The sequence below is a fragment of the uncultured Bacteroides sp. genome, from assembly GCF_937912035.1.
GTDB lineage: Bacteria > Bacteroidota > Bacteroidia > Bacteroidales > Bacteroidaceae > Phocaeicola.
Map to the genome: position 1 here is coordinate 104035 of NZ_CALDPF010000035.1, position 23807 is coordinate 127841.

Sequence of the window (23807 nt, forward strand, 5' to 3'; positions counted from 1 at the left end):
TTAGTCTTCTTTAATAATATCCAAAGTCATAACCACCTGATTGGCATTTACAGAGTCACCTTCTTTTACAAGGATCTCCTTAACTACGCAAGGAGCGCTTACCTTGTAGTTACTCTGCATCTTCATGGCTTCAATTACAACTACTATATCACCACTTTCAAGTTTGTCACCTACAGAAACCGGTATGCTCACAATCTTACCAGGCATAGGAGAAACAATCTTATCCTGCTGTTTTTCGTCAGCTCCCTTACGCATACGAAGATACTTGGCCTGTGAATCTATGATATCAATGTTATATGACTGATAGTGAGCATTTACAGTATAACTCTTACCACCTTCCTTACGGATAAGTTCTGTGTTATACGATTTACCGTCATGTATAATAGAGCAACTACCGTTTTCAGCCATTACGATATCCACGTCGTATGGGACACCATCGATAGTCAGTTGCACCTTATTACCTTCCTTGCTGACCAATGAAACATCAGCAACTCTGTTTCCTATATGTATTTCCATTTGATAAACTACTTAAATCCTTAATACACCTTTCTGCAATCCAAATTCTTTCCATCTGCTGATAGGACGGTTATCCGAAGATGTTCCCTTGTTTTCTTCCAGATTCATCAGATAGTCGATATATGCAGCTATCATGGCTATGTTTTCAGTCTCTTCTTCTTTCTTGCCTGCCCATTCTTTAAGCATTTCCTGATGCTTAGGAATAAACAATGTATTATAGTGACCTTCTACAAAGTCAGGAACATTCATTATATGACGCAAGTAACTGATGTTAGTCTTAAGTCCGGTAATCTTGTATTCATACAAAACTCGGCGCATACGTTCGATGGCAAATTCACGTGTAGTAGCCCATACAATCAGCTTACCTATCATCGGGTCATAATAGATAGGAATTTCGTAACTTTCATATACATAGCTGTCTATACGTACACCGATACCATTAGGTTCCATCAGCTGCTTGATAATACCCGGTGAAGGCATGAAGTTATTGTCTGTATCTTCTGCACAGATACGGCATTCAATGGCATGTCCTCTCTGTTTCAGTTCTTCCTGCTTCAGATGCAAAGGCTCATTGTTAGCGATACGCAACTGTTCCTTAACCAAGTCAACACCAACGACCTCTTCTGTGATAGGATGTTCAACCTGAAGACGTGTATTCATTTCAAGGAAATAGAAGTTACGGTTCTTGTCAACAAGAAATTCTATAGTACCAGCACCTTTGTAGTTCACAGCCTTGGCAGCAGCAACAGCAGCCTTACCCATTTTCTCACGCAACTCAGGAGTTACGAATGGAGAAGGAGTTTCTTCTACCACTTTCTGATTTCTGCGCTGTATAGAACATTCTCTTTCGAACAAATGTATGGCATTGCCATAATTGTCGCCCAAAATCTGGAACTCAATGTGATGAGGTTCTTCAACGAATTTCTCCAGATAAACAGTATCATCTCCGAAAGATGACATTGACTCTGAGCGTGCTGTGTTATAAGCCTCTTCTACTTCAGCCTCGCTATGGATAAGGCGCATACCTTTACCGCCACCACCCATTGAAGCCTTCAGCATTACTGGGTAACCTATTTCATTACATATTCTCTTTGCTTCCTCTACATTCTGCAAAGGTTTTTCTGTTCCCGGAACTACAGGTACTCCGGCAGCAATCATGTGTTTTCTTGCAGAAATTTTATCTCCCATGGCATCCATAGTCTCAGGATCCGGACCGATAAAGATAATTCCTTCGGCCTTACATCTGCGGGCAAATTCTGAATTTTCAGAAAGAAAACCATACCCCGGATGAATAGCATCTGCACCATGACGCTTGGCTGCCTCAATGATTTTGTCAATATTCAAATAACTTTCACGAGATGCAGCAGGACCTATGAAACAAGCTTCATCTGCATATAATACGTGGCGTGCCGCTCTATCGGCTTCCGAGAAAACTGCTACTGTCCTGATTCCCATCTCACGACAAGAACGCATAACACGCACTGCTATCTCTCCACGATTAGCTATCAATACTTTCTGTATCATGCTCTATTTTTTTGGTTTATAATCTTTTTATCAAAATTGCCTTCAACGGCACACAAAATCGAATTCTGTGCAAAAATATTAAAAGAATTACAAACACATGCTTAATAACATGTTTTTAAACTATCTGCCACTGCGTATTTCATGTTTTTTAACTACTCAAATCTCAATTCATTACAAATGCCACATGGATATAGCAAAATAATAAAAAAAGCCGGACAACAATAGCATAGTGTATCGGCTGCTGCCATATACAATATATTATTGTTATCCGGACTTATATTTGGGATATATATGAAACCTTATTTCTTGCGTGAAACCGTATAGATTACTTTACCTTCCTTGTTTATCATGTGCAGGTTAAGTTCCTTTTTATCAGCCGAGATAAGAGAGAATCCTGTTTCACCACTACAGAACTTGGTTCCGTCAACAGGTTTTACCTTACGGCTGAGCGAACCTGATGTATTCACTACATAATCAATATTACTGTCAGCCTTACGTATATGCTGGAAATTGTGAATATGTCCGCACAAATACATATCTACATTTTTGTGTTTGCGTAAAACAGAATCGAGCCTTTTCTGCAGATCAAGTCTTTCTGAATCATCTTTTCCTGTCTCAGCATATATAGGATGATGTCCCACCACAAGCACCCAGTCTTCCTTTGCAGCAGTCAGAACAGAATCAATCCATGCCAATTGCTTGTTCATATCTTGTTTGCAAGCATCGGGATATTTCTCAGTATCTTCACGATATTTGTCAAGAAGAGGAGCTGTGTCCACCATTACGAAACGTACAGTGACACCATCATTTTCCATAGCGAAAGTATAATATCTGTCAGGTACATTCCATCTTGCACTTACAGCACTGTAATCGATTACAGCCTGAGTGTTTCCACGATACTCATGATTACCAAGAATTGCATACCATGGAATCATCAGTTCTGGATGACTGTATATAAGTTCATAGTTTGTCATCCACAGAGGGTCATTCACGCTGCGCACCCCTTCAAAATGGTGCACATCGCCTGCAGCAATCACACATTCAATATCCACGTTTTCTGCCATATTGCCCATCAGTTCGGCAATAGGTTTCTGGTCATAATATCCGTTTCGGCCAAGGTCATTGGCAAGATAGAAATTCAATGACTTTTCAAGAGTCTTCCAGCTTTCAGGTGTTTGTGCAAAAGAAACTGTAACGACAAACAAAGCCATAAATAGCGTAATAAAGTTCTTTCTTAATGAGTTCATGATGTTGTTATATTTATAGATTATAATTTTATTGATTACTTGTGCAAAAGTATTTCTCAAATCTGAAATGAATCTGAAAATTATTCCTGGTATGAAACATTTTCAAAAAAATAAGCCCGAAACTTGTCCGGACTTATTTTTACATATATCAATTTAATGATTACTTCTGACCATAAGCGCCATAGTGTGCTTCTGGAGCCGGAGACTTATATGTTTTGCCGTTTACTGTCAAACCTGTTGATACGAATGCAGGCTGCATATCTGTACCGCTATATGCTCCGTTCAAAGCCGGTGAACCAGCCTGAAGATGGAAATCATATTTCTGTGTTCCGTCATTATTGAATAGCTGATAATCAAGAAGACGAACTGCATTAATATCAAAAGCTGTAAACTTAGGATCTTTTGAGTCATCTTCGGTAGCTACGATTGAATTCTTATCAACTTTTTCTGTGTCATACATGTTGATGTATATCACTTCACCGTCATCTTCGTCTTCCAATGTATAAGAGTAGTTATATCCTTCCCAAGAATATTCTATACCAGCTTCATATACATAGTCAGCCTCATCAATTTTCTGAGAGCCAGAAGCATAGTAGTTGTAATCAATAACTGAGTTATTTCTGTCGTAACGGTCTGAAGAATCCTGATTCCAGAAAGGAGTAGTTGCCTTGAACTTACAGTTAACCAAAAGATTGTTGAATACTTTTACATTAGCATTTTCTTCTACATAAATACTACCACCTTTATCTTCATCACGTCTCCATCCCGCATTTACTATTGTATTGTTGTAAGCCTGAATCTTAGCCTGAGCTCTTTCCTCACTCTGTGACTTGCTTGATAATTTCAATGCGTTGGTGTTTGGAGCAAACATCAAGTTTCCGGCAACGTCAACTACACATCCTGACTTGACATTCACAGCTTCTTCACCTGTCTTACCGTTTGCACAGAATACATTGTTTGCAATAATTGCGTTACCACCCATCATATAGATAGCATCTGAAACTCCATAACGTAGGATAGAATTTGTGATGACGTAATTACCTTTAGTATTATTAGTAGTTATCTGAGGATAAGCATCATCACCTGCTTCATATATTCCTGCAAGTGCTGCCGGAGCTCCTTCCAGAACATCTCCACCCACATATTCTATAATAGTATGATCGATAAGCATTTCCTGACAAGTTGAAGTGGCAACAATACCTCCCCACTTTCCTTCGAAAATATTACTTTCAGTTCTTTCATTTTCAGGAATAGAGAAAAGAACAGGTTTCTCAGCTGTACCTTCACAATAAAGATTGCCCTTTACTGTAAACTCGATAGGAAGTTCATTCATTCCAACCTTTCCTGTTGCGATAACCTGAACACCTTCTTTAATGACAAGAGTCTTACCTTCCGGAACAGTGAAATGGTCTTTCAGTTCAACAACCTTACCTGCTTCCCATACCACAACATCGTTGTTTGTAAAATCACCTAGATCTGTAGAACCTTCTACATCAGAACCGTTGTCATTGTCTGAATCAGCTACATTATCTTCAGTACAAGAAATTGCCATTAATGACAGGCTGATCATTGCAGCGCTAGCCCAAAAATAATTTTTCAGTCTCATTTTTCAAAAATTAAAAGTTGTTAGTCAATTTATTTAATACCTATTAAAGTTTATATCTGATACCAAGCATAAACGATTGTCCATGCCATTCTTTACGTTCAATCAAATTGCCGTTTTTACGTTCAAAGCCTGTTATACCGTCTGTGTAAGGCCCTTTATGAGTAAATCTGAGCAAAGGTGTATCAAGCAGATTTGATGCCTTGGCATATATGGAGATACCGTTTTTGAAGCTTTTCTCTACCGAAGCGTCAAGCTGCATATATCCGTCTTCCCAAATGTCATCATCGAAATAGTTGGATACTTCACTCAAACGCTTTCCAGTATAACTTCCGGCAATCTGACCTTCCCAACCATACTTGCTGCTTTTCAGAAGTAATGATAGATTTGCCACATGGGCAGCCTGTCCGTATAGTGGTCTGGTCTGTTCTACTACTACCACATCAGAGCCCTGCATTGTACGTTTCTCTGTAGTAATTTTGGAATGTGTATAAGTATAGTTGGCCTTAATACCGAACCAGTTAAAATACTTCATTACATCAACCTCTACTCCAAGATTAGAAGCATCACCATAGTTCATCGGAATATAGAACAAATCCTGTCCCTGCGGAACCAAACCCTGCTCTATAGGATCCTGAATATATTTGTAGAACACGCCTACCATAAATTGTTCTGAAGATCTAGGGAAAAACTCATAGCGCAAATCCAAATTATCGGCCACAGTATGTTTCAAATCCGGATTACCTTTCTCGCTGAAGTCTTCATTCAGAATTGTGTAAGGTACAATTTCAAAGAAACTAGGACGGTTTATTGCACGTGCATAAGAGAAACGCATATTGGCATTCTTATGAACTTCATACTTGGTATGGAAACTAGGCAATATATCAACATACTTTTGGTTTCCTTCGGCATTAACTCCATCTGTAGGATATTTAAGAAGGTATCCTTGATTAGTATGTTCTACACGTACTCCGGCAATAAATTCCCATTTTCCGAAAGTGTATTTTGCCATACCATAACCAGCTCCGATCTGTTCTGTAGCATCATAATTCAGAGCGCCGTTGATATTACGTGTCTTATAATAAAAATCTATTTCATCATAATTGTTCCAATCTTCACCTCTGTACTGACTTTCTCCCAAAATAGTTTCAAAAGTATATTCATTGAAGAAACTGTCTCTTTTCTTGTCGCGGAACATACCTCCGGCAGAGAATTCAAATTCAGAGTCAGACAAATCAAGTTTATATGACAAATCAACGTATCCTGCTTTGTCACGGTCTGAATTATGTTCCCAACGGTTTATCAATGCCCTATTCACGGCCACACGATCACCACCTCCAAGGAGTGAAATCTCATTATTGTCCGGTGTCTCATTAAAAGCCTTTGATAGTACTGCCGACCATGACAGATGCAATGCATTGTCCGCAAGGAATGAATGTTCACCTTTCAACGTAGAGTTTACGATATACTGACGGTTCCACCTCATTCGGACATATCCTTCTTTCTTGTCCAGACGGTCACGGACTTCAGTCTCGCGCATATCCATATATCCGTTATACCATGTAAGCTTATGTTTCGGACTTATATGATAGTCGAACTTGGCATGAGCTCCGATACGTGTCTGCTGGTCTGAATAATTTCTTGTCTCAGTGTTATTCACATCACGTCCCGGCTGATAATAAATCTCGCTTTCTTTTCCACGATATGTATTCAGGAAACTTCCTGACAACATTACACCGAGTTTATTATTGAAGAAACGGTCACCATATGAAAGACTTGCAGTCAGATCCGGCAAAGGTTTCTTCCACGTCATGCGCAAATTATCGTGTGAGAAATCTTCATCACTTACCTTGAATGCCTCCGGCATACCTTTCAATTCGTAAGGAGACTGTTTGGTTATTGCTCCTTTATTGAACGACTGGAAATCGCGGTCAAAATACATAGAGTTATATCCTGTAGAAATATTTGCAGTGAACTGACGTTCGGACGGCGCATCCTTCATAACCAAGTTTACAGCTCCACCTATTCCATCACCTTCCATATTAGCTGTAAGAGATTTTGTCACTTCAAGTCTGTCAAGCATTTCCGAAGGGAATATATCCAATGGAACAAATCGGTTCTTATTGTCAGGGCTTGGAATCTTTACACCGTTTACCAATGTATAATTGTAGCGCTTATCCATACCACGAAGAATTGCATACTGTCCTTCACCGCTACTGTTTCTTTCAACTGTCACACCCGACATTCTTTGTATGACATTTGCCACTGTTATATCAGGTGAAAGCTCTATTGCTTTTGCACTCATCACATTCACCACATTCATGGCTTTTCTTTCTATGCCTCTAGCTCCGGCCTCTGTACGTCCGGGATTAGTTGCCACCACTGTGACTTCTGCCAGCATAACATCATCAGTTTTCAGCGGAATAAAAACTTCTGCATTGTTAGCCTCAACCACTACTTCGTATGTCTCATAACCTATGTATGAACAAACGAGTGTGCATTTTCCATAATCCAAATCCAGATTAAAACTACCGTTCAATCCTGAAACAACTCCCTTTGAAGGTTCTTCTTTTACAACAACAGACGCTCCTATTATTTCCTCACCTGTCTGTGCATCCTTAATAACACCTCTAACTATACGTGCATTTGCCACAACAGAAACAAACAGCACCAAAACCAATACCAGCTTAAATTTCATATAGTCTCTTTCTCTTGTTTATTTTTCTTTTCTGCCGCGAAAGTATAAGCATGGTATTACATAAACATTTCAAGTCTATTGCAAGTATAATACAAAAGAGAATTGAATTATAAGATTCAATTTATCTATATAATAAGGTGTATTTTTCACAATAAAAAATCACTAAGAAAGTATGTTATTACAAAGCTGTAACAAATAAATCAAAATTATATATTTCAATTAAGGTGTTGTAAACATTTTACCTCCAATTATTATAGAATGGAAAAGCTGGTCCAAATCCTGTCCCGAACGAAAATCTAGCACCATATTTTATAGCATTATAAATAAACTCTTCAGATTTATCTATGGCATCAACTATATTACATCCCATGGCTATATATGTAGCTATAGCAGAAGCAAACATATCACCTGTACCATTCACATTCCTTGTTTCAATAAAAGGTTTAGTATATTCCTTAAAGCAATCATTCTGCGGACAATAAAAATAATCTGAGATTTTATCATCACACCGTACAGACTTAACAATCACAGAATTTCCCCACTGGGACAGTTCTCTTAAATCATCCTTGATACCACCAATATTCAACCTTCTGCCAAGTAGGATCTCCGCCTCCCTCATATTGGGTATTATAAGGGAAGCAAGAGGAATAAGATATTTTCTATAATATAGAACAGCATCATCTTCCAACAGTTGATCCCCTGAAGAACTAACCATAACAGGATCTACTACCAAAGGGATATGAGCATATTTTCTCAATGTTTCAGATACCCGAAACACCAATTCTTTCGAATATAACATCCCTGTTTTAATACAATCAGCCTCAACATCTTCCATAAATGATATAATCTGGGAGACAACCATTTCAACCGGTATCAGACATACATCTTTCACGTGTTCTGTATCCTCATCAACAACGCATGTTATTGCTCCGGCTGCATATCCGCCACATGCAGATATTGCTTTGATGTCAGCCTGAATACCAGCCGTACCCAAAGGTTCGCTTCCAGCTATAACAAAAACCTTATAAGGCAATTTTTCTTCCTGCTCAATCATTTCCGCATTCAACCTTATGCAAACACCTGATAAACTTATCTATAAAACAATCCACCTCCGATTTTGAGACACACAATGGAGGCAATATCCTGAGAACATTCTTTCCTGAGTATCCAGTAAATATATGATAATCATACAGCAAAGAATTGCGAATAACAGATACAGGGACAGCAAACTCAATCCCTATCATCAGTCCACGCCCTCTCACTTCCATTATTAACGGATAACTCAAAGATCGTAATTTACTGATAAAATAAGAACCTACTTCATTGGCATTCTCAATAAGGTGTTCATCTTTCATAACCTGAATAACAGACAATGCAGCCGCACAACCCAGATGATTTCCTCCAAATGTGGTTCCAAGCATTCCCTTACACGGTTTGAAATCATCGCTTATCAATACTCCAGAGAAAGGAAAACCATTTGCTATGCCTTTTGCCACAGTAATGATGTCAGGTTTTATGCCGCACCATTGATGGGCAAAGAACTTTCCTGTACGTCCGTAACCGGATTGTATCTCATCCAGAATGAGAACAGCATTATATTGTTGAGTAAGCTTTCTTAAAGCCTTGAGGAATTCATCATCAGGAACTCTTATTCCTCCCACTCCCGATATTCCTTCTATTATCACAGCACATACATCACCTTTACGCAGCACGTCCTCAATCTCGGCAATATTCATATCTGCAAAATAGACATTGTCATTGGAATTAATAGGTGCAGTTATCAGTGGGTTGTCTGTCACTTCTACTGCAGCAGACGTACGGCCATGGAAAGAACTCTTGAAAGCTATAACCTTTTTCTTTCCGGTATGAAACGATGCCAGTTTAAGGGCATTCTCATTGGCTTCGGCTCCCGAATTGACAAAGAACGCACTGTAATCCGGATAACCGGATAATTCCCCTAATTCGTATGCAAGTTTTTCCTGGAGTTTATTAATCACAGAGTTAGAATAGAACATCAGATTCTGCATCTGCTCATACATACACTTTATCAGATACGGATGAGAGTGTCCAATTGATATTACAGCATGTCCACCATAGAAATCCATATATGAATTTCCGACTTCATCATATACATAACAGCCTTTTCCACGAACTATATTTATGGGAAATACAGAATATACATCAAACAAATTCATAAGCAATTCTTTAGTATTTTATTATTCCATCCTGCCATACTTCATCTCATCACCATTCTTATCGTACTGCTTACGCTTTCCTGTCGGAGGATCAAATAAGATTATCCTGACAACCGCCGTACGATGAAGACTTCTCTCAACCGCTTCTTCGAAAGCATCCATGTGATTGGGTAAGAAACGTTGGCTTATCAATCTTAGAGCCAGTACCTTTTCATAATCGTCAGTTACAATCTCAGCCTTTCCGAATGCGATAGCCGAGCGATACTGGAGAGTGAATGTTCCGTCTTTAGGTCCTACAGTGGGCTGGCATTTTGTTACAGCAGAAAGGCATACTTCCGGATTCACAGCAATGGCATCAAGTTTATCCCCCTCCGGAGCACAATGAAAATACCATACATTATCATCTTTACTTGCCAGAGAAAGCGGCACGCCGTATGCAGTACCGTCCACTCTGGTAAAACTTACAGTTATATAAGGAGCCTTTCGCATCACCTCCAATGCCCATTGGCTGTCCATTTCACGACTTGTTTTTCTCATATTCCATAAATTAATCATTCAACAGCCACAAAAATACTATCATTACTCCTATCCGTATGTAAGATTTATGACAGAGACATGCATTTGGCAATAAATAAAAAACATTAATACGTAAATATATTTGACTATTAGAGATTAAACAGATACTTTTGTATCTGAAACCGAAAAGCAAAGATGAAAACAATAACTTTCGATAATTACTACAAAGAGAAACTGCTGTCAATACCGCTATTCTGTGATTTGCCTGACAACATTAAACATGAGATTATCATAAAGCTTGATGTAAAGCTTTATGATATTGATGAAAACACTGTTGTATTGGAACAGGGCAATGTATGCTGCAATCTGTATGTACTTCTAAAAGGTACATTGGAAGTAAATATCATCGATGCTAATGCCAATGAGGTCCTGATAGAATATATAGAATCGCCAAGGGCATTTGCCACACCTCACCTATTCAAGAAGGACAACCGTCTACCTGCCACATTTAAGACTATAGAGAGATCTGTATTACTGACAGCCACCAAAGACTCTACATTCGAACTGATAAGCAAATACCCTGATATATTGAAGAATTTCCTTTGTGTCTCGGGAAATTGCAATGTATGTACCACTATGAGACTGGATGTTCTATCAAGAAAGACCATACGTGAAAGAATTCTGGTATATCTTATGAAAAGAATTGACAAAGGGACATCTACAATAAAGCTTACGCATACCATCACCCAACTGGCAGAATACATTAATGTCACACGCCCTGCCCTATCAACAGAATTCAACAAGATGGAGAAGGAAGGCATTATTACCCGTAAGGAAAATAATTATATTGAACTGGATCTGAAGGCTATAAAGAACATTGTTCTATAAAAGAAAAAGGCCATCCCACGAACAGAATAGCCTTAATCATCATTTATGTCATTTTATAAAAATTCTTGGGTTTATATTTAGCGAAATCCATCCCCAGTCTTGCCAACTGCTGTGGTTTCCACCTTTTACAACATCCATTGTTAAGGTTCCTAACATAACGGAATAACCTAAGGACAGACTTACATCTTTCATTATTTTCCAGTTCATCTGATAGTCAATCTCAGAACCAAGCGTACGTTTCAGATTGTCCAGCTTGACCGCTGTAGCAAAATAATGATAATTCAGCCCCATAGATACAGCATTTGATACCTTGAAGTCAACTTCCACATGAGTATCCGAAAGGCCTGGATTATAACCAACCGCGAAATCTGTGGCATAGAAATAATCCATTCCTCCGTAAAACTTATGATGTGTGCCATATAGAGGATTGAACGCCTTATATTTTCCGTCTGCATCGTTGCTTCCGCTCAAATAGTCTGTACCTATACCTACAGACCATAATCTGTTTATACTATATGAGAGGTCTATATTTCCCATATAAGCGGAAACAGTGCGTGAAGCCACATTTTTACCGGTCTGATAATAGAATGATCCTGAGAAGTTCCATACGTCCGGTGTATATTTGATATAAGTACCGAAAGTCTGCATGTATTTGGTATCAGCTTTCCTTGTTGCTGCATCTCCACCTTCCTGACCAATGTTCATCGCAAGCAATGAAACCTGCAGAGGTGTTGATGCGCAATCATAATGATACCACAACGTCTGCATATTCTTGTATAGTTTGGTTTTACTACTGTCATAGAATGTTCCTCCTATTACGTTTTCGTCATTCTGATTGAAAGCAAATATTCCATGAAGCTGATAACCATTGTGCTTATATCCTATCTTCAACGCGTCATGATAACGTCCGGCAACATTCCAGTCAAGGTTTCCGAGGATTCGTTCATCATCGTACACCAATGCCTGCCTACCCAGCTGCACAAACCAATAGTCATTCATATTGAAAGATGCCCATGCCTCATTCAATATGAAACGCCCGTTTTTATCAATAAGGGCATCCTGTCCCCATACACCTACATGCTGTGCAGAAAACCTTAAAGCCAGTTTCTGACGTTCATAACCCAATGTAAGTCTGGCACGCTCGTTTACGAATCCAGCCGGAGACATTCCTTTATCCCGGGGATACAATGCACCATTACGGTATTCTCCCCTTGTACGAATCTGAGCTGACACCCAGAAACTGTCATCCTCTTTTTTGTCATCTTGAGCATAAAACAATGATGCATTCCCCATAAGAAGGAATGGGATCAAAAAATGTAAACTTATTTTTCCCATAAATTTCAAGGTTTTAATCAGTTCATATTATAAGTATGGATACTGCTTCCCTGTGCTGAAGGCAGATAGTTAATACCCCACCAACACATCTGAAGAAATATAAACGACAAAAGCAATATATACAAGGATGACTTCTCTCTGCCCTGTATTCCTAATCTGATATGGATATAGGTAAGATATGAAAACCATGTTACGGCAGCCCATGTTTCTTTAGGGTCCCAAGACCAGTAGTGTCCCCATGCCTCTTTAGCCCACAAGGCACCGGTCAGCATTCCCCAAGTCATGAATGACAGACCTATATACACCAGATTATCACATAAAGCCATCTCCTTAACATCGCACCTAGTCTTCTTTATCCATAGAAGATAAACTCCCATTATGGCAGAGGCTCCCAACATAGCGTATGCGAACATATAGATAATGACATGAGGAGCAAACCACGGACTCTGCAATGCCGGCATTAACGCCTTATTGTGAATCTCAGGCTTGAGCAGGTTGACGCAAATGAATACCACTGACAGTATGGTACTGAAACACAGAATCCATTTGTATTTCCATCTGACATAGGTTATCAGTCCGGCCAATGGCAAAAAGAAAGAGTACCAGAGACGAGTCTCTCCCATAGTGCGCAGTGGAGGACGTTCCAATGATTCCCACAACAGACCTATGAAGATACCGAACACCAGGAGTCCAACAACCATGAAAACGCATGCCTTCGACTGTGATCCTTTAAAGGCATTCCAAGAACCTGCAATCCAAAAAATCACAGACAATACAGCAAAATATATAAACCAATCCCAATTCATCATAATCACTTGTTTGCTAATTGTTATTCTTTTGTGCTGTAACGAACATACATACAGATCCCAGCATCATCATTATAATTCCGACATATACGGCAGGCAACCACGGGTCTGAAACCAGTTCAAAAACACTTATATCGCTCCAGCGCCCTTTGCTTTCGTCATAGCTAAGCTGATATATCTTCCAACTTTCTATCTCGGCAGGCTTGTTCACCTCTATAGTCTCTTCCAGCGTTTTGCCGCTCTCAGTATAAATCACTACGTCGGATGAATAACGGCGAGGCTCCATATCGGGCATGACAAGGCTGCAATCATCGTCAAGACGCAATGCCTGATAAGGGAAAAGGAAACTTCCGCAACTTACCCATCCACCGACTGACTGTTTGCCGTCAGGCGATACAGCTCTAACATTAACGGCATAAGTGGCTCCGGCACTAGGCCATTCCACATACTTCACAGTATCATTCCCCGATACAGAAGCAGCCATCTCTATTATCTCCGATATCTCAATATTCCATCCTGACAACATTCCTGATTTTACCCCTTCCTCCAGCAAGATATGTTCCGGCGCATCATAGGGTAGAGCCTTGCCTGTAGCATTATCTATCAACATAAGCTTGGGAGGATATTCATCAATACTGAAGTCTTTCAGCTCGACAGCCAGAGGCAGTTCGTACACATTTCCATCAGCATCAGTGGCACGCCATTCCGCCTGACCTATACGGGTGTTCATCGTAAGTCTCTTCATATCGGCACTTCCCAAAGTAGCAGAAACCAAGGCTATGAACAGGCCAAGATGATTCAACAGAAACGGTATTCTTCTGATGCGAAAATGAAACAGACTCCTTATAGAAACCAATCCTACAATGGTAGTCATCCAGAGATAGACAAGAATAAAAGGCCAGAATGAAAGCATGCGATTCAAGATAAATACATCTTCCGACTGTACCGAAGACGGCACTTGCCTTATCATTCCCATAAGCAATGTAAGGAGAACAACAGCAATCAAAGACGGAACAGCAGCCTTATACGACATAGCCCAACGTACGAAATACAGCTTCGACCTTAAAATATATAGCATTATCAAGGCGGTCACATACAGAATCAATATATATATATTAAGCGGACTGGCAAAATTGTTCCAGTCAACAGCACCGGTAATAAAATGAAGTATAAGACCTATGGCGATAAGTCCGCCACAGGCCATTATACCTTCTTTCAGTCCCCAAGAATTATTCCACATATCAATTTTAGATAATACGTCCGTTAGCCTTTGCTTCTTTCAGCCATCCAGGAACAGTATTGTTCATAAAACGTTCCTTGGCAGCTTTCTCAGCAGGGATATCGAGTCCGATAAATTTCTGAGCCTTATCCTTTGTAGAAATATCAGGCATAGGAACATCATCGGTATATCCATGCTTTGCAAGAACCTTTGATATAGAGAGTCGTGCCTGCAAAGCTCTGTCCAGTCCATGCGAAAGGATTCTCTGTATCTCCTGAGGTGCATGGAATGCGGCTCCGTGTGAAGCGACTCCAAAATCCCATCTCCACTGTGCTTCTCGAAGGAGTTTCAGCACCGGTTTCATCTCAGTTTCTGTAGCACCCTTATCCCATGCGAACTTGGCTTCTATATGTGCAGACGCAAGTTCCTTTTCAAGACGGTTTCTTATTTCATTAGCCTTACGCTGACGTTCGTAAACATTGTTTCGCAAAGTCTCTTCGCTTTCACGATGACAAACCTGACAAGTACGGTCTATCATGGCAAGCGGACTCTGAATATGATGGTCACTGAACTTCATACCGCCTTCACTCTTATATGGCATATGGCAGTCAGCACATGATACTCCACGCTGTCCGTGTATTCCCATCTGCGAAATCTCATAGTCAGGATGCTGTGCCTTGATGATAGGCGCACGACTTAATGCATGAGTATAGTCGGTAAAATTATTTTCATCATAATACTGCTCCATAGCTTCTACGGTCATGCCTTTATCCCAAGGGAATGTAAGATATTTTCCATCACCCTTAAAGTAGTATTCCACATGACACTGCGCACACACCAGTGAGCGCATTTCCTGTGGTGTAGCCTTTGTTATGTCTTTTCCCTGACGGGCAAAAGCTTCAATCAGTGCCGGACGGCTGATGTGAAGGTCCATAGTCTCGGAATCATGACAATCCGAACATCCTATAGGGTTTACAATCTCAGAACCGAAAGCTGCCCACTTGTTGTTATAGAATGAATCAACTCCTATTTCCTGCATCATATGCGGGACATCCGGACTTTTACAAGTCCAACAGGTCGAAGGTTGTGGTCCGTCGTTTGCTGTCTGAGGGGCGCCTGTACGGAGAGTTGCACGGATATCCTCTATGGCATGCATGTGTCCTCGTGGTGTAGCATAATCTTTTGAGAAAGCATAGCCTGCCCACAGAATCACCATTTCGGGACGCTGTTCGAGTACATCAACCTGTATGTTTCCATTGAACTCGCTCCGGAAATCAGTTCTGGCAGTTTCTGTCCATGTCTGATATTCACGAGGAAAATCACTTTGGAACTTCTCATTCTGTGGAACGATTCCCTTCATAGGGTTCTTCCTGTTGTTGAAGATACTTACCACCTCTGCCCTACGTTCAGACAGAGCAGACACCGCTAATCCCAAACAAAAAACTACGGCCATTGAAACAAAAAACAACAACCATCCATGCCAAGATTTAAAATTATTCATCATATATTCTAGATTTAATTATTTTACTTCTTAATTTTTCTAAGCCATTCCGGAACGAGAGAATCCGGTAACGGTACAATAGCTGCAGGTGTGGATGAAAGACTGTTTTTTCCTCCATGAGGAACATCTCTGTGGCAGTCCCAGCATGCCTTCCCCTTTCCTACTTCGGACATCATATAGTCTATGCGTCCTGTTTCCACAAATTCTGTATTCAATTGTTGGTGACATCTGATACAGTTATTCATTATAACTTGCGAACTTGCAGGATGAGCCTGTATGACCTGAGGCTCCGAATTTGTAAGGAAAGCCGCGACATGTTTCATTCCGTCCATTCCCTTGAACGTCCATTTCTTTATAAAATTCTCATGCGGTACATGGCAGTCATTACACGTTGCATTTCTTGAATGCGAACTGTGCATCCACGTAGCATAATAAGGCGACATGATGTGACAATTCACACAAGCCGAAGGCTCGTCAGTTAGATATGTATGAGCCCTCAGCATATACAGGAAGAATCCCCCTCCTCCTACTATGACTCCGGCTATGACAGCCATTATGATTTTTTGTCGTTTGGATAACTTCATAAATTATACTTTTTTGCAAATAAAATATTTTATCCAGAAATACAGTGTAAGATATATTACACTGACTATATATTTTCCCATTTATAATCTTTTATGTTATAGAAAAGTATAAAAGGAACAGATAAAAAACAAAAACAACTATGTATAATCTATAAATATAACTTATGTTTCTATAAACCACACTGTTGTTTATAGAAATAACACTGTAATTTATACAAACTACAGTGTGGTTTATAGTAATCATCAAGACGTTTACAAGAAAAAACTTCGGAATGACAATTTTCATCACTGAAAATTATTATCTCAAACTGAAAGTGTACAGATATATAAAAAGACAGATGATGTACCATGAAAATAATGATACATCATCTGTCTTTTTATTATATATGATAGATTTATCTTACTTCTTCAAATCAATCTCTTTCAGCAATTCCTCTACAGCAGCCTTCAGCTGAGTATCCTCACCTTTAACAATAGTTTCAGGAGAGTTCAAAATGTATATATCCGGTTCAAGCTGTGTATTTTCCAGATAGCTTCCGTCAGGCAAACGATAACCTACCACAGGAATACCGAATACCAGTGTAGGGTCCTGAAGACGCTCCCAGTTGACACTTGTCATAGTTCCTGGAACAGGAGCACCCACCAGTTTGCCTATACCTCTATGCTTATATACCCAAGGAGTTCCATGAGCATTAGAGTAATTGGCCTCACACTGAAGCATAATAGAAGGCTTGTTCCATCTGCGGCTTGGCATATCACAGGCTTCACGTCCTCTTACCACCTGTGTGAAATATTTCTTGCCACTAAACAGTACCTCGATATCCTCATGCAGGCGACCTCCACCATTGAAGCGTGTATCGATGACAATTCCTTCACAATTATTGTACTTACCTAAGATATCAGAATAGACTGTACGGAAACTTCCGTCGTCCATAGACTGGATATGAACATATCCCAAACGTCCATCGGAAAGTTTCTCTACCTCATCGGCACGCTGCTTAACCCAACGTTTATACAGAAGGGAACTCATGGCACCACTTGTAACCGGCTTAACCACTTCATCCCATCTTTCTCCGGATTCTGGATTATAAACAGATACAAGCACCTTCTTTCCGGCCTTTCCGTTAAGGAGAGTAGTATAGTCTGTATCCTTATCTATAACACTGCCGTCAATTTTTTCTATTATATTACCGGCCTCAACTTTAGAGTTCTTTCTGTCGAACGGACCTTTGGTCACAACTTCGGAGATACGAAGTCCCTTGCCGGAGTATTCCCAGTCGTACAGTAATCCCAGGTTTGCTGTAGCTTCAGTTTTTGAAGACGGACGGTAACTTGCACCGGTATGCGAAACATTAAGCTCGCCAAGCCACTCACTAAGCATCTCGGCAAAATCATAATTATTTGAGATATGAGGCAAGAAACGGCGATAAGCCGCAGTAAGTCCTTCCCAATCTACTCCATGCATATTAACCTCATAGAAACGTTTCTTCTCCTGTTTATATACATGATTAAACATATACTCACGTTCTGCAGCAAGGTCCATTTTCATTTCAGCCTTATATGTTATAGGCTTTAGAGACTCAGACGAAGCATCCATTTTCTGCATATTGCTTCCGCCTAAAATAAATACAGCCTTACCTTCCTTATCAGTCTGCATATCTCCCCATCCGGCATCCATCTTATGCAGGAGCTTAGTCTCTTTTTTTCTCAAATCCAACTTCCACATATCATATCCACCTTCGAATGAAGACAGATAGTAAAGCTTTTCTCCGTCCTTTGAAATAATAGCAGAAGCTATGCTTGATGAGTTAGGAGTAAGACGGACAATACGGTCTTCTATGCCTTCTGTTTCAACTTCAACAGGTTTTACTGATTCTTCGTCTTTCTTGTCGGCATCATCACCCTTCTTTGATTTCTTATCATCTTTCTTTGAACTCTTGTCGCCTTTAGAGTTATTCTCCTTCTTGGAAGCCTTCTCCTGTTCTTCCTTCAGAGCCTTCTCTATTTCATAATCCTCCTTGCTAAGACGGAATTTATCGTATGAATCCTGATTCATGAAAACTATCATTACATCATCCAGCGAGCCCCATGAAGCATGATTGCGCATACCATATCTCTCTGTAGTGAAAAGAAGAGCATTACCATCCATAACCCAACGAGGAGAACCGCTTGTGTAACCGCTTCCTGTAATATTCACAATATCTCCTTTTCCGTCTGCCTTAACAATACCTATGTCAGTGTAAGGATCGTGTTTGTGACCTATAAATTCAAGAGTGAACCACTTTCCGTCAGGACTCCATGAATACTCAAATCCTCCGTAAGTATTATACCATGTAGAACCATCGGTAATCTGTCTTACTTTCTTCGATTCGAGGTTCACCACCATAAGTTTGTTTCTGTCTTCGATGAAAGCAACTTCCTTACCGTCGGGAGAGAACTTTGGATATCCACGTTCCACCGATGTTGAAGGCAGCAAAGCTTCTTCCTCTATAAGTGTAGCGTTAGGGAAGTTAGGATCATCCTTACGGGCTATCTTAGCCAGATATAGTCCCCAGTTACCTCCTCTTTCGCTTGCATAAACCAAAGTGCGGTTGTCTGCCCCGAAAGAAACACCTTTCTCTGCTTCCGGAGTATTGGTTATCTGCTTGGTAGTATTGTATTCTACAGAAGTCACAAAAACCTCACCACGTACAATAAATGCCACCTGTTTACCGTCTGGAGATACTACCGCCTCACTTGCGCCACGTGTGAAGCTCATATTTTCAGGCATAGCCTCATCATCTCTCACAACAGTAACATTCAGTTTCTTTGGCTTTTCTCCAAGGTTCTGAGTATAAATCTCACCATTATAAGAGTAGCACAATTTATTTCCGTCACCAACCGAAAGGAATCTTACGGGATGAACCTTAAAATCGGAAATCCGGCTCACATTCTTTGGATCTGATAGTGGGAAAGAATAGACATTAAAAGATCCTCCGTTTCTTTCACTCAGGAAGAACACAGTCTTCTCATCATCCGAGAACACAGGATTTCTGTCTTCACCAGCACGCTCTGTAAGATTGGTATGTTTTCCGCTTTTGGTATCATATAACCAGACATCACGTGTTACGGAAGAAGTATGATGCTTTCTCCACTCGTCTTCATACCCCTTACAGTCCTGATAAAGGAACAAATCGCCTTCATTATTAAACTCAACCATTTCGGCAGGAGTAGCAAGAACCTGTAAAGTTTTTCCTCCTTCTGCTGGAACTTTATAAAGTTCGGTCATAGCCGAAGTAGGAAAAAGGGCACTCTGTGCAGGGTCCTGAATAGAGGCGGAAAAATAAACGAACTTGCCGTCGGGACTGAAAGCTGTCGGTATCTCTGACGCAGAATTAAGAGTAAGTCTGCGTGCCGGACCACCATCAGCCGACATAATGAACACATCCTGATTACCATAACGGTCGCTTGCAAAAGCTATTTGCTTACCGTCTGGCGACCATACCGGGTCTGATTCATACGACTCCTGTGTGGTAAGCTGAACAGCCTGTCCACCATTAGCATTTACCTTATACACATCTCCCTTATAGCAGAAAACCACAGACTTACCATCGGGTGATATGCGTACATCACGCATCCATAGAGGATTAATACTTGCAGCCTGAGCAGTCAAAGCCCCGGCACCAAGTATAAGCATTAGAATATTCTTTCTCATTTTTCAAATATTATATTTAAGTTCTATATTATTTTGTATCAACAAATATTTTTAATCTTTATAAATTTCCATTGTCTAATTATCTTATCCAGCCTGTATGCTCGTTATCTCCTGCAACTCCCTAACAGCCGACTGCACATCTTTTATATCCTTGATAATCATGCTGCGTTTTCCATTCTGCTCTCTGAGATTACACTGGCGAGGATAGCGTGACATATAGCCTATCATCTTGCCGAAAGCCTCACTCTGATAGTACGGACTGTCAGGATTGCTTACAAAGAAGAGTGTCATACGTCCTGATTTCAGGAATATCTTCTCTATACCAAGACGCTTGGCGATACGTCTCAACGGAACTATACGTATCAGCTCTTCTCCTTCCGGTGGAATTGCTCCGAAACGGTCTATCAGACGCGCTTTGAAATCTTCTACATCCTTGTCAAGTTCCAGCTTATCAAGCTCACGGTAGAGCAACATCCTTTCGCTGCTGCTTGGGATATATTCATTAGGGAACAACAGCTCTAGGTCGCTTTCTACTGTACATTCATCAACAAATCCTTCACCGCTCAAAACTTCCTCACCTGCTTTTACCTCATCGGCATAAAGTTCGGAGAACTCATCGTTTTTAAGTTCGGTAACAGCTTCTGCCAAAATCTTCTGATAAGTCTCATAACCAAGGTCTGCAATAAATCCACTCTGTTCGGCTCCAAGCATATTTCCTGCACCACGGATATCAAGATCCTGCATGGCTATATGGATACCGCTACCCAAATCGCTGAAATTCTCAATAGCCTGCAGACGGCGGCGTGCCTCAGGCGTGAGCGAACTCAATGGAGGTGCAAGCAGATAGCAGAAGGCTTTCTTGTTTCCACGTCCAACACGTCCGCGCATCTGATGCAGGTCGCTCAAACCAAAATTCTGCGCCTGGTTTATTATTATGGTATTGGCATTCGGAATGTCTATACCACTTTCGATTATGGTTGTTGCCAGAAGTACATCGTAATCATAATTTACGAAATCGAAGATAATCTTCTCAAGTTCCTCCGGCTGCATCTGCCCATGGCCTATACATACACGGCAATCCGGTATGTTTCTTTCTATAAGAGCCTTCAGCTCAACAAGGTTCTGTATGCGGTTGTTCACAAAGAACACCTGACCGTTACGACTCATCTCGAAGTTTATAGCCTCGGTTATTATCTCCTCGTTGAAAGTATGAACCTCTGTCTGTATAGGATATCTGTTTGGCGGCGGTGTCTGTATCACGGAAAGGTCTCTTGCGCCCATAAGCGAGAACTGCAGTGTTCGCGGAATAGGTGTGGCCGTCATAGTAAGTGTATCAACATTCACCTTTATCTGACGGAGTTTTTCTTTCACACTTACCCCGAACTTCTGTTCCTCGTCTATGATAAGCAAGCCCAAATCCTTGAACTTGACACTCTTGCCTATTATCTTGTGAGTTCCTATAAGGATATTTATCTGCCCGTCGGCAAGTTCTTTCAATATTCTACTGGTATCCTTGGCCGTACGTGCACGGCTAAGATATTCCACCTTGCAAGGCAATCCCTCAAGTCGTTTTTTGAAAGTCTGAAAATGCTGGTATGCAAGAACTGTTGTAGGGACAAGTACTGCCACCTGTTTATTGTCTGCCACAGCCTTGAAAGCCGCTCTTACGGCAACTTCCGTCTTACCGAAACCTACGTCTCCACAAACAAGTCTATCCATAGGACGGTCGCTCTCCATATCGGCTTTCACTTCCTGAGTGGCTTTCGATTGGTCCGGAGTATCTTCGTACAGGAACGACGCTTCCAGCTCATGCTGCAAAAAGCTGTCCGGACTGTATTTGAAACCCTTTTCCTGTTTGCGCTGCGAATAAAGTTTTATAAGGTCGCGGGCTATATCCTTTATCTTGGTCTTGGTGCGTTCCTTGATTTTCTCCCATGCGCCTGTACCCAATTTACTTATTCTTGGCGGTTCGCCTTCCTTACCCTTATACTTGGATATCTTATGCAACGAATGGATTGACACGAACACCACATCGTCATTCTGATAAATCAGTTTGATTACTTCCTGAGTGGTATTTCCGTTAGGTATGCGCACCAGTCCGGCGAAACGGCCGATACCATGATCTATATGAACAACATAGTCTCCCGGTTCAAACTGATTAAGTTCCTTCAACGAAAGCGCTACTTTTCCGCTACGTGCCTTGTCGCTGCGGAGATTATATTTATGGAAACGGTCGAAAATCTGATGGTCGGTAAATATACACAAACGCATTGTATGATCTACGAAACCTTCATGAAGAGTGCGATCTACTGGTTCAAATTCTATCTTGTCTCCCCTCTCCTTGAATATATCCTTCAGTCGGTCAGTCTGTTTGGAGCTGTCTGAACATATATATATCTTATACCCTCGCTGAATGAAATCATTCAGAGAAGACGAAACCATATCAAAATTCTTATGAAAAATAGGTTGGACAGAAGTCTCAAACTTCAACCTTGCCTGAGGTGTGCCGATAGGTTTTGCGCCAAAATCAATCCTTCTGAAATCAAGAGCCTTGTCTGTGAAATCAGTTCCTTGAATAATGGTTTTCTGTATGTCAGGCAGTTCCACATTGTCACCGTCTTCGGCGGCAGCTATAGCCTGCGATGAAAGGACTTCATCGTGAATACTCTGTATCCTTTCCCTTACCCATAACAGGTCTTTCACACACAGTAATGCATGCGACGGAAGAAAATCAAGGAATGTAACCGAGTCTCCGCTCACCCCAGTAAGTTCGGGAACAATATTAACGGCCGACTTCTTTTCCTTAGACAACTGCGACTCTACCTCAAAAGTTCTTATACTGTCTATCTCATCACCAAAGAAGTCTATACGGTAAGGAAACTCTGATGCAAACGAAAACACATCGAGAATACTTCCACGAGTGGCAAACTGTCCCGGCTCATAAACATAGTCCACATGGTCGAAACCAAGAGAAACCAGTTGTGCTGCTATTGTGTCAGTCTCTATATTCTGACCTACCTTTAACGATACGGTCTTATCCGTGAGAAGCTTCTTCGATACCACCTTCTCTGCCAGAGCCTCAGGATAAGTAACCACTGCCACATTATCCCTCTTCTCCAGACGGCTCAATACTTCTGTGCGCAAAATCTCATTTGCCGCATCTTTCTGACCGTATTTTATTGCACGCCTGTATGACGATGGGAAAAACAGAATATCCGCATCACCATTGGCCTGAACCATATCGTGATAGAAATATCCCGCTTCCTCATTGTCGTTGAGGACAAATACATATACTGAAGGATTTTCTTTTATAAACGCCGAAAAGAACAATGACATACACGAGGCATGCACACCGTCCACATATACAGTTTTTATGCCGTTATCCTTAATAATCGTAGCCAAACCTTTGGTATTAGGATGTGCAGCATATACGCTTTGCAATTCTGAAATAGTCATCGTTATGAAAAATAGTTCGTGCAAA

Annotated in this window: 16 protein-coding genes; 1 reads left to right on the forward strand and 15 read right to left on the reverse strand. The window is 40.7% G+C overall.

Going from position 1 to position 23807, the window contains the following annotated elements; translation table 11 throughout:
* The 8 genes from Q0486_RS09730 to Q0486_RS09765 form a co-directional block, all read right to left on the reverse strand.
* Complete coding sequence (locus tag Q0486_RS09730; RefSeq protein ID WP_154043613.1) at positions 1 to 516, reverse strand: acetyl-CoA carboxylase biotin carboxyl carrier protein subunit; 516 nt, start codon at positions 514 to 516, stop codon at positions 1 to 3.
* Positions 517 to 528: 12 nt separating this feature from the next.
* Complete coding sequence (accC, locus tag Q0486_RS09735; protein WP_154043614.1) at positions 529 to 2040, reverse strand: acetyl-CoA carboxylase biotin carboxylase subunit; 1512 nt, start codon at positions 2038 to 2040, stop codon at positions 529 to 531.
* A gap of 299 nt (positions 2041 to 2339) precedes the next feature.
* A complete protein-coding gene (locus Q0486_RS09740) occupies positions 2340 to 3251 on the reverse strand; it encodes a metallophosphoesterase (protein ID WP_299232622.1) in 912 nt (303 codons plus the stop codon).
* A 196-nt stretch (positions 3252 to 3447) separates the two neighbouring features.
* On the reverse strand, positions 3448 to 4893 hold the full coding sequence (locus Q0486_RS09745) for a hypothetical protein (protein ID WP_299232451.1): 1446 nt from the start codon (positions 4891 to 4893) through the stop codon (positions 3448 to 3450).
* Positions 4894 to 4936: 43 nt separating this feature from the next.
* Positions 4937 to 7588 (reverse strand): TonB-dependent receptor, encoded by a 2652-nt coding sequence (locus Q0486_RS09750; RefSeq protein WP_299232453.1) that lies wholly within the window; start codon positions 7586 to 7588, stop codon positions 4937 to 4939.
* A gap of 238 nt (positions 7589 to 7826) precedes the next feature.
* Positions 7827 to 8642: a bifunctional hydroxymethylpyrimidine kinase/phosphomethylpyrimidine kinase gene (gene thiD / locus Q0486_RS09755; protein ID WP_299232455.1), complete on the reverse strand. Its 816-nt coding sequence runs from the start codon at positions 8640 to 8642 to the stop codon at positions 7827 to 7829.
* Positions 8635 to 9783 carry an aspartate aminotransferase family protein gene (locus tag Q0486_RS09760; protein ID WP_299232456.1) on the reverse strand — a complete coding sequence of 383 codons (1149 nt, stop codon included), beginning with the start codon at positions 9781 to 9783 and terminating at the stop codon, positions 8635 to 8637. Before Q0486_RS09760 ends, thiD begins: the two co-directional genes overlap by 8 nt.
* A gap of 21 nt (positions 9784 to 9804) precedes the next feature.
* On the reverse strand, positions 9805 to 10320 hold the full coding sequence (locus Q0486_RS09765; protein WP_299232458.1) for a pyridoxamine 5'-phosphate oxidase family protein: 516 nt from the start codon (positions 10318 to 10320) through the stop codon (positions 9805 to 9807).
* 174 nt (positions 10321 to 10494) lie between these two features.
* Between Q0486_RS09765 and Q0486_RS09770 the strand changes: the two genes are divergently transcribed.
* Positions 10495 to 11187, forward strand: coding sequence for a Crp/Fnr family transcriptional regulator (locus tag Q0486_RS09770; protein WP_299232460.1), 693 nt, complete (start codon positions 10495 to 10497; stop codon positions 11185 to 11187).
* 48 nt (positions 11188 to 11235) lie between these two features.
* Here Q0486_RS09770 and Q0486_RS09775 read toward each other — a convergent pair whose 3' ends face one another.
* From Q0486_RS09775 to mfd, 7 genes are all read right to left on the reverse strand, one after another.
* Entirely contained in the window at positions 11236 to 12522 is a 1287-nt protein-coding gene (locus Q0486_RS09775; protein ID WP_299232461.1) for an alginate export family protein, read from the reverse strand.
* Between the two features lie 17 nt (positions 12523 to 12539).
* Positions 12540 to 13328 (reverse strand): cytochrome c biogenesis protein CcsA, encoded by a 789-nt coding sequence (gene ccsA / locus Q0486_RS09780; RefSeq protein ID WP_299232625.1) that lies wholly within the window; start codon positions 13326 to 13328, stop codon positions 12540 to 12542.
* Positions 13329 to 13344: 16 nt separating this feature from the next.
* Positions 13345 to 14568: a cytochrome c biogenesis protein ResB gene (locus Q0486_RS09785; RefSeq protein ID WP_299232463.1), complete on the reverse strand. Its 1224-nt coding sequence runs from the start codon at positions 14566 to 14568 to the stop codon at positions 13345 to 13347.
* Positions 14569 to 14575: 7 nt separating this feature from the next.
* Entirely contained in the window at positions 14576 to 16051 is a 1476-nt protein-coding gene (gene nrfA / locus Q0486_RS09790) for an ammonia-forming cytochrome c nitrite reductase (RefSeq protein ID WP_299232465.1), read from the reverse strand.
* A gap of 20 nt (positions 16052 to 16071) precedes the next feature.
* A complete protein-coding gene (nrfH, locus tag Q0486_RS09795; protein ID WP_299232467.1) occupies positions 16072 to 16632 on the reverse strand; it encodes a cytochrome c nitrite reductase small subunit in 561 nt (186 codons plus the stop codon).
* A 400-nt stretch (positions 16633 to 17032) separates the two neighbouring features.
* Complete coding sequence (locus Q0486_RS09800; RefSeq protein WP_299232469.1) at positions 17033 to 20326, reverse strand: S41 family peptidase; 3294 nt, start codon at positions 20324 to 20326, stop codon at positions 17033 to 17035.
* Positions 20327 to 20410: 84 nt separating this feature from the next.
* The gene (mfd, locus tag Q0486_RS09805) at positions 20411 to 23782 is read right to left on the reverse strand and encodes a transcription-repair coupling factor (RefSeq protein WP_299232628.1); all 3372 of its coding nucleotides are present in this window, start codon (positions 23780 to 23782) and stop codon (positions 20411 to 20413) included.
* Between the last annotated feature and the right edge of the window lie 25 nt (positions 23783 to 23807).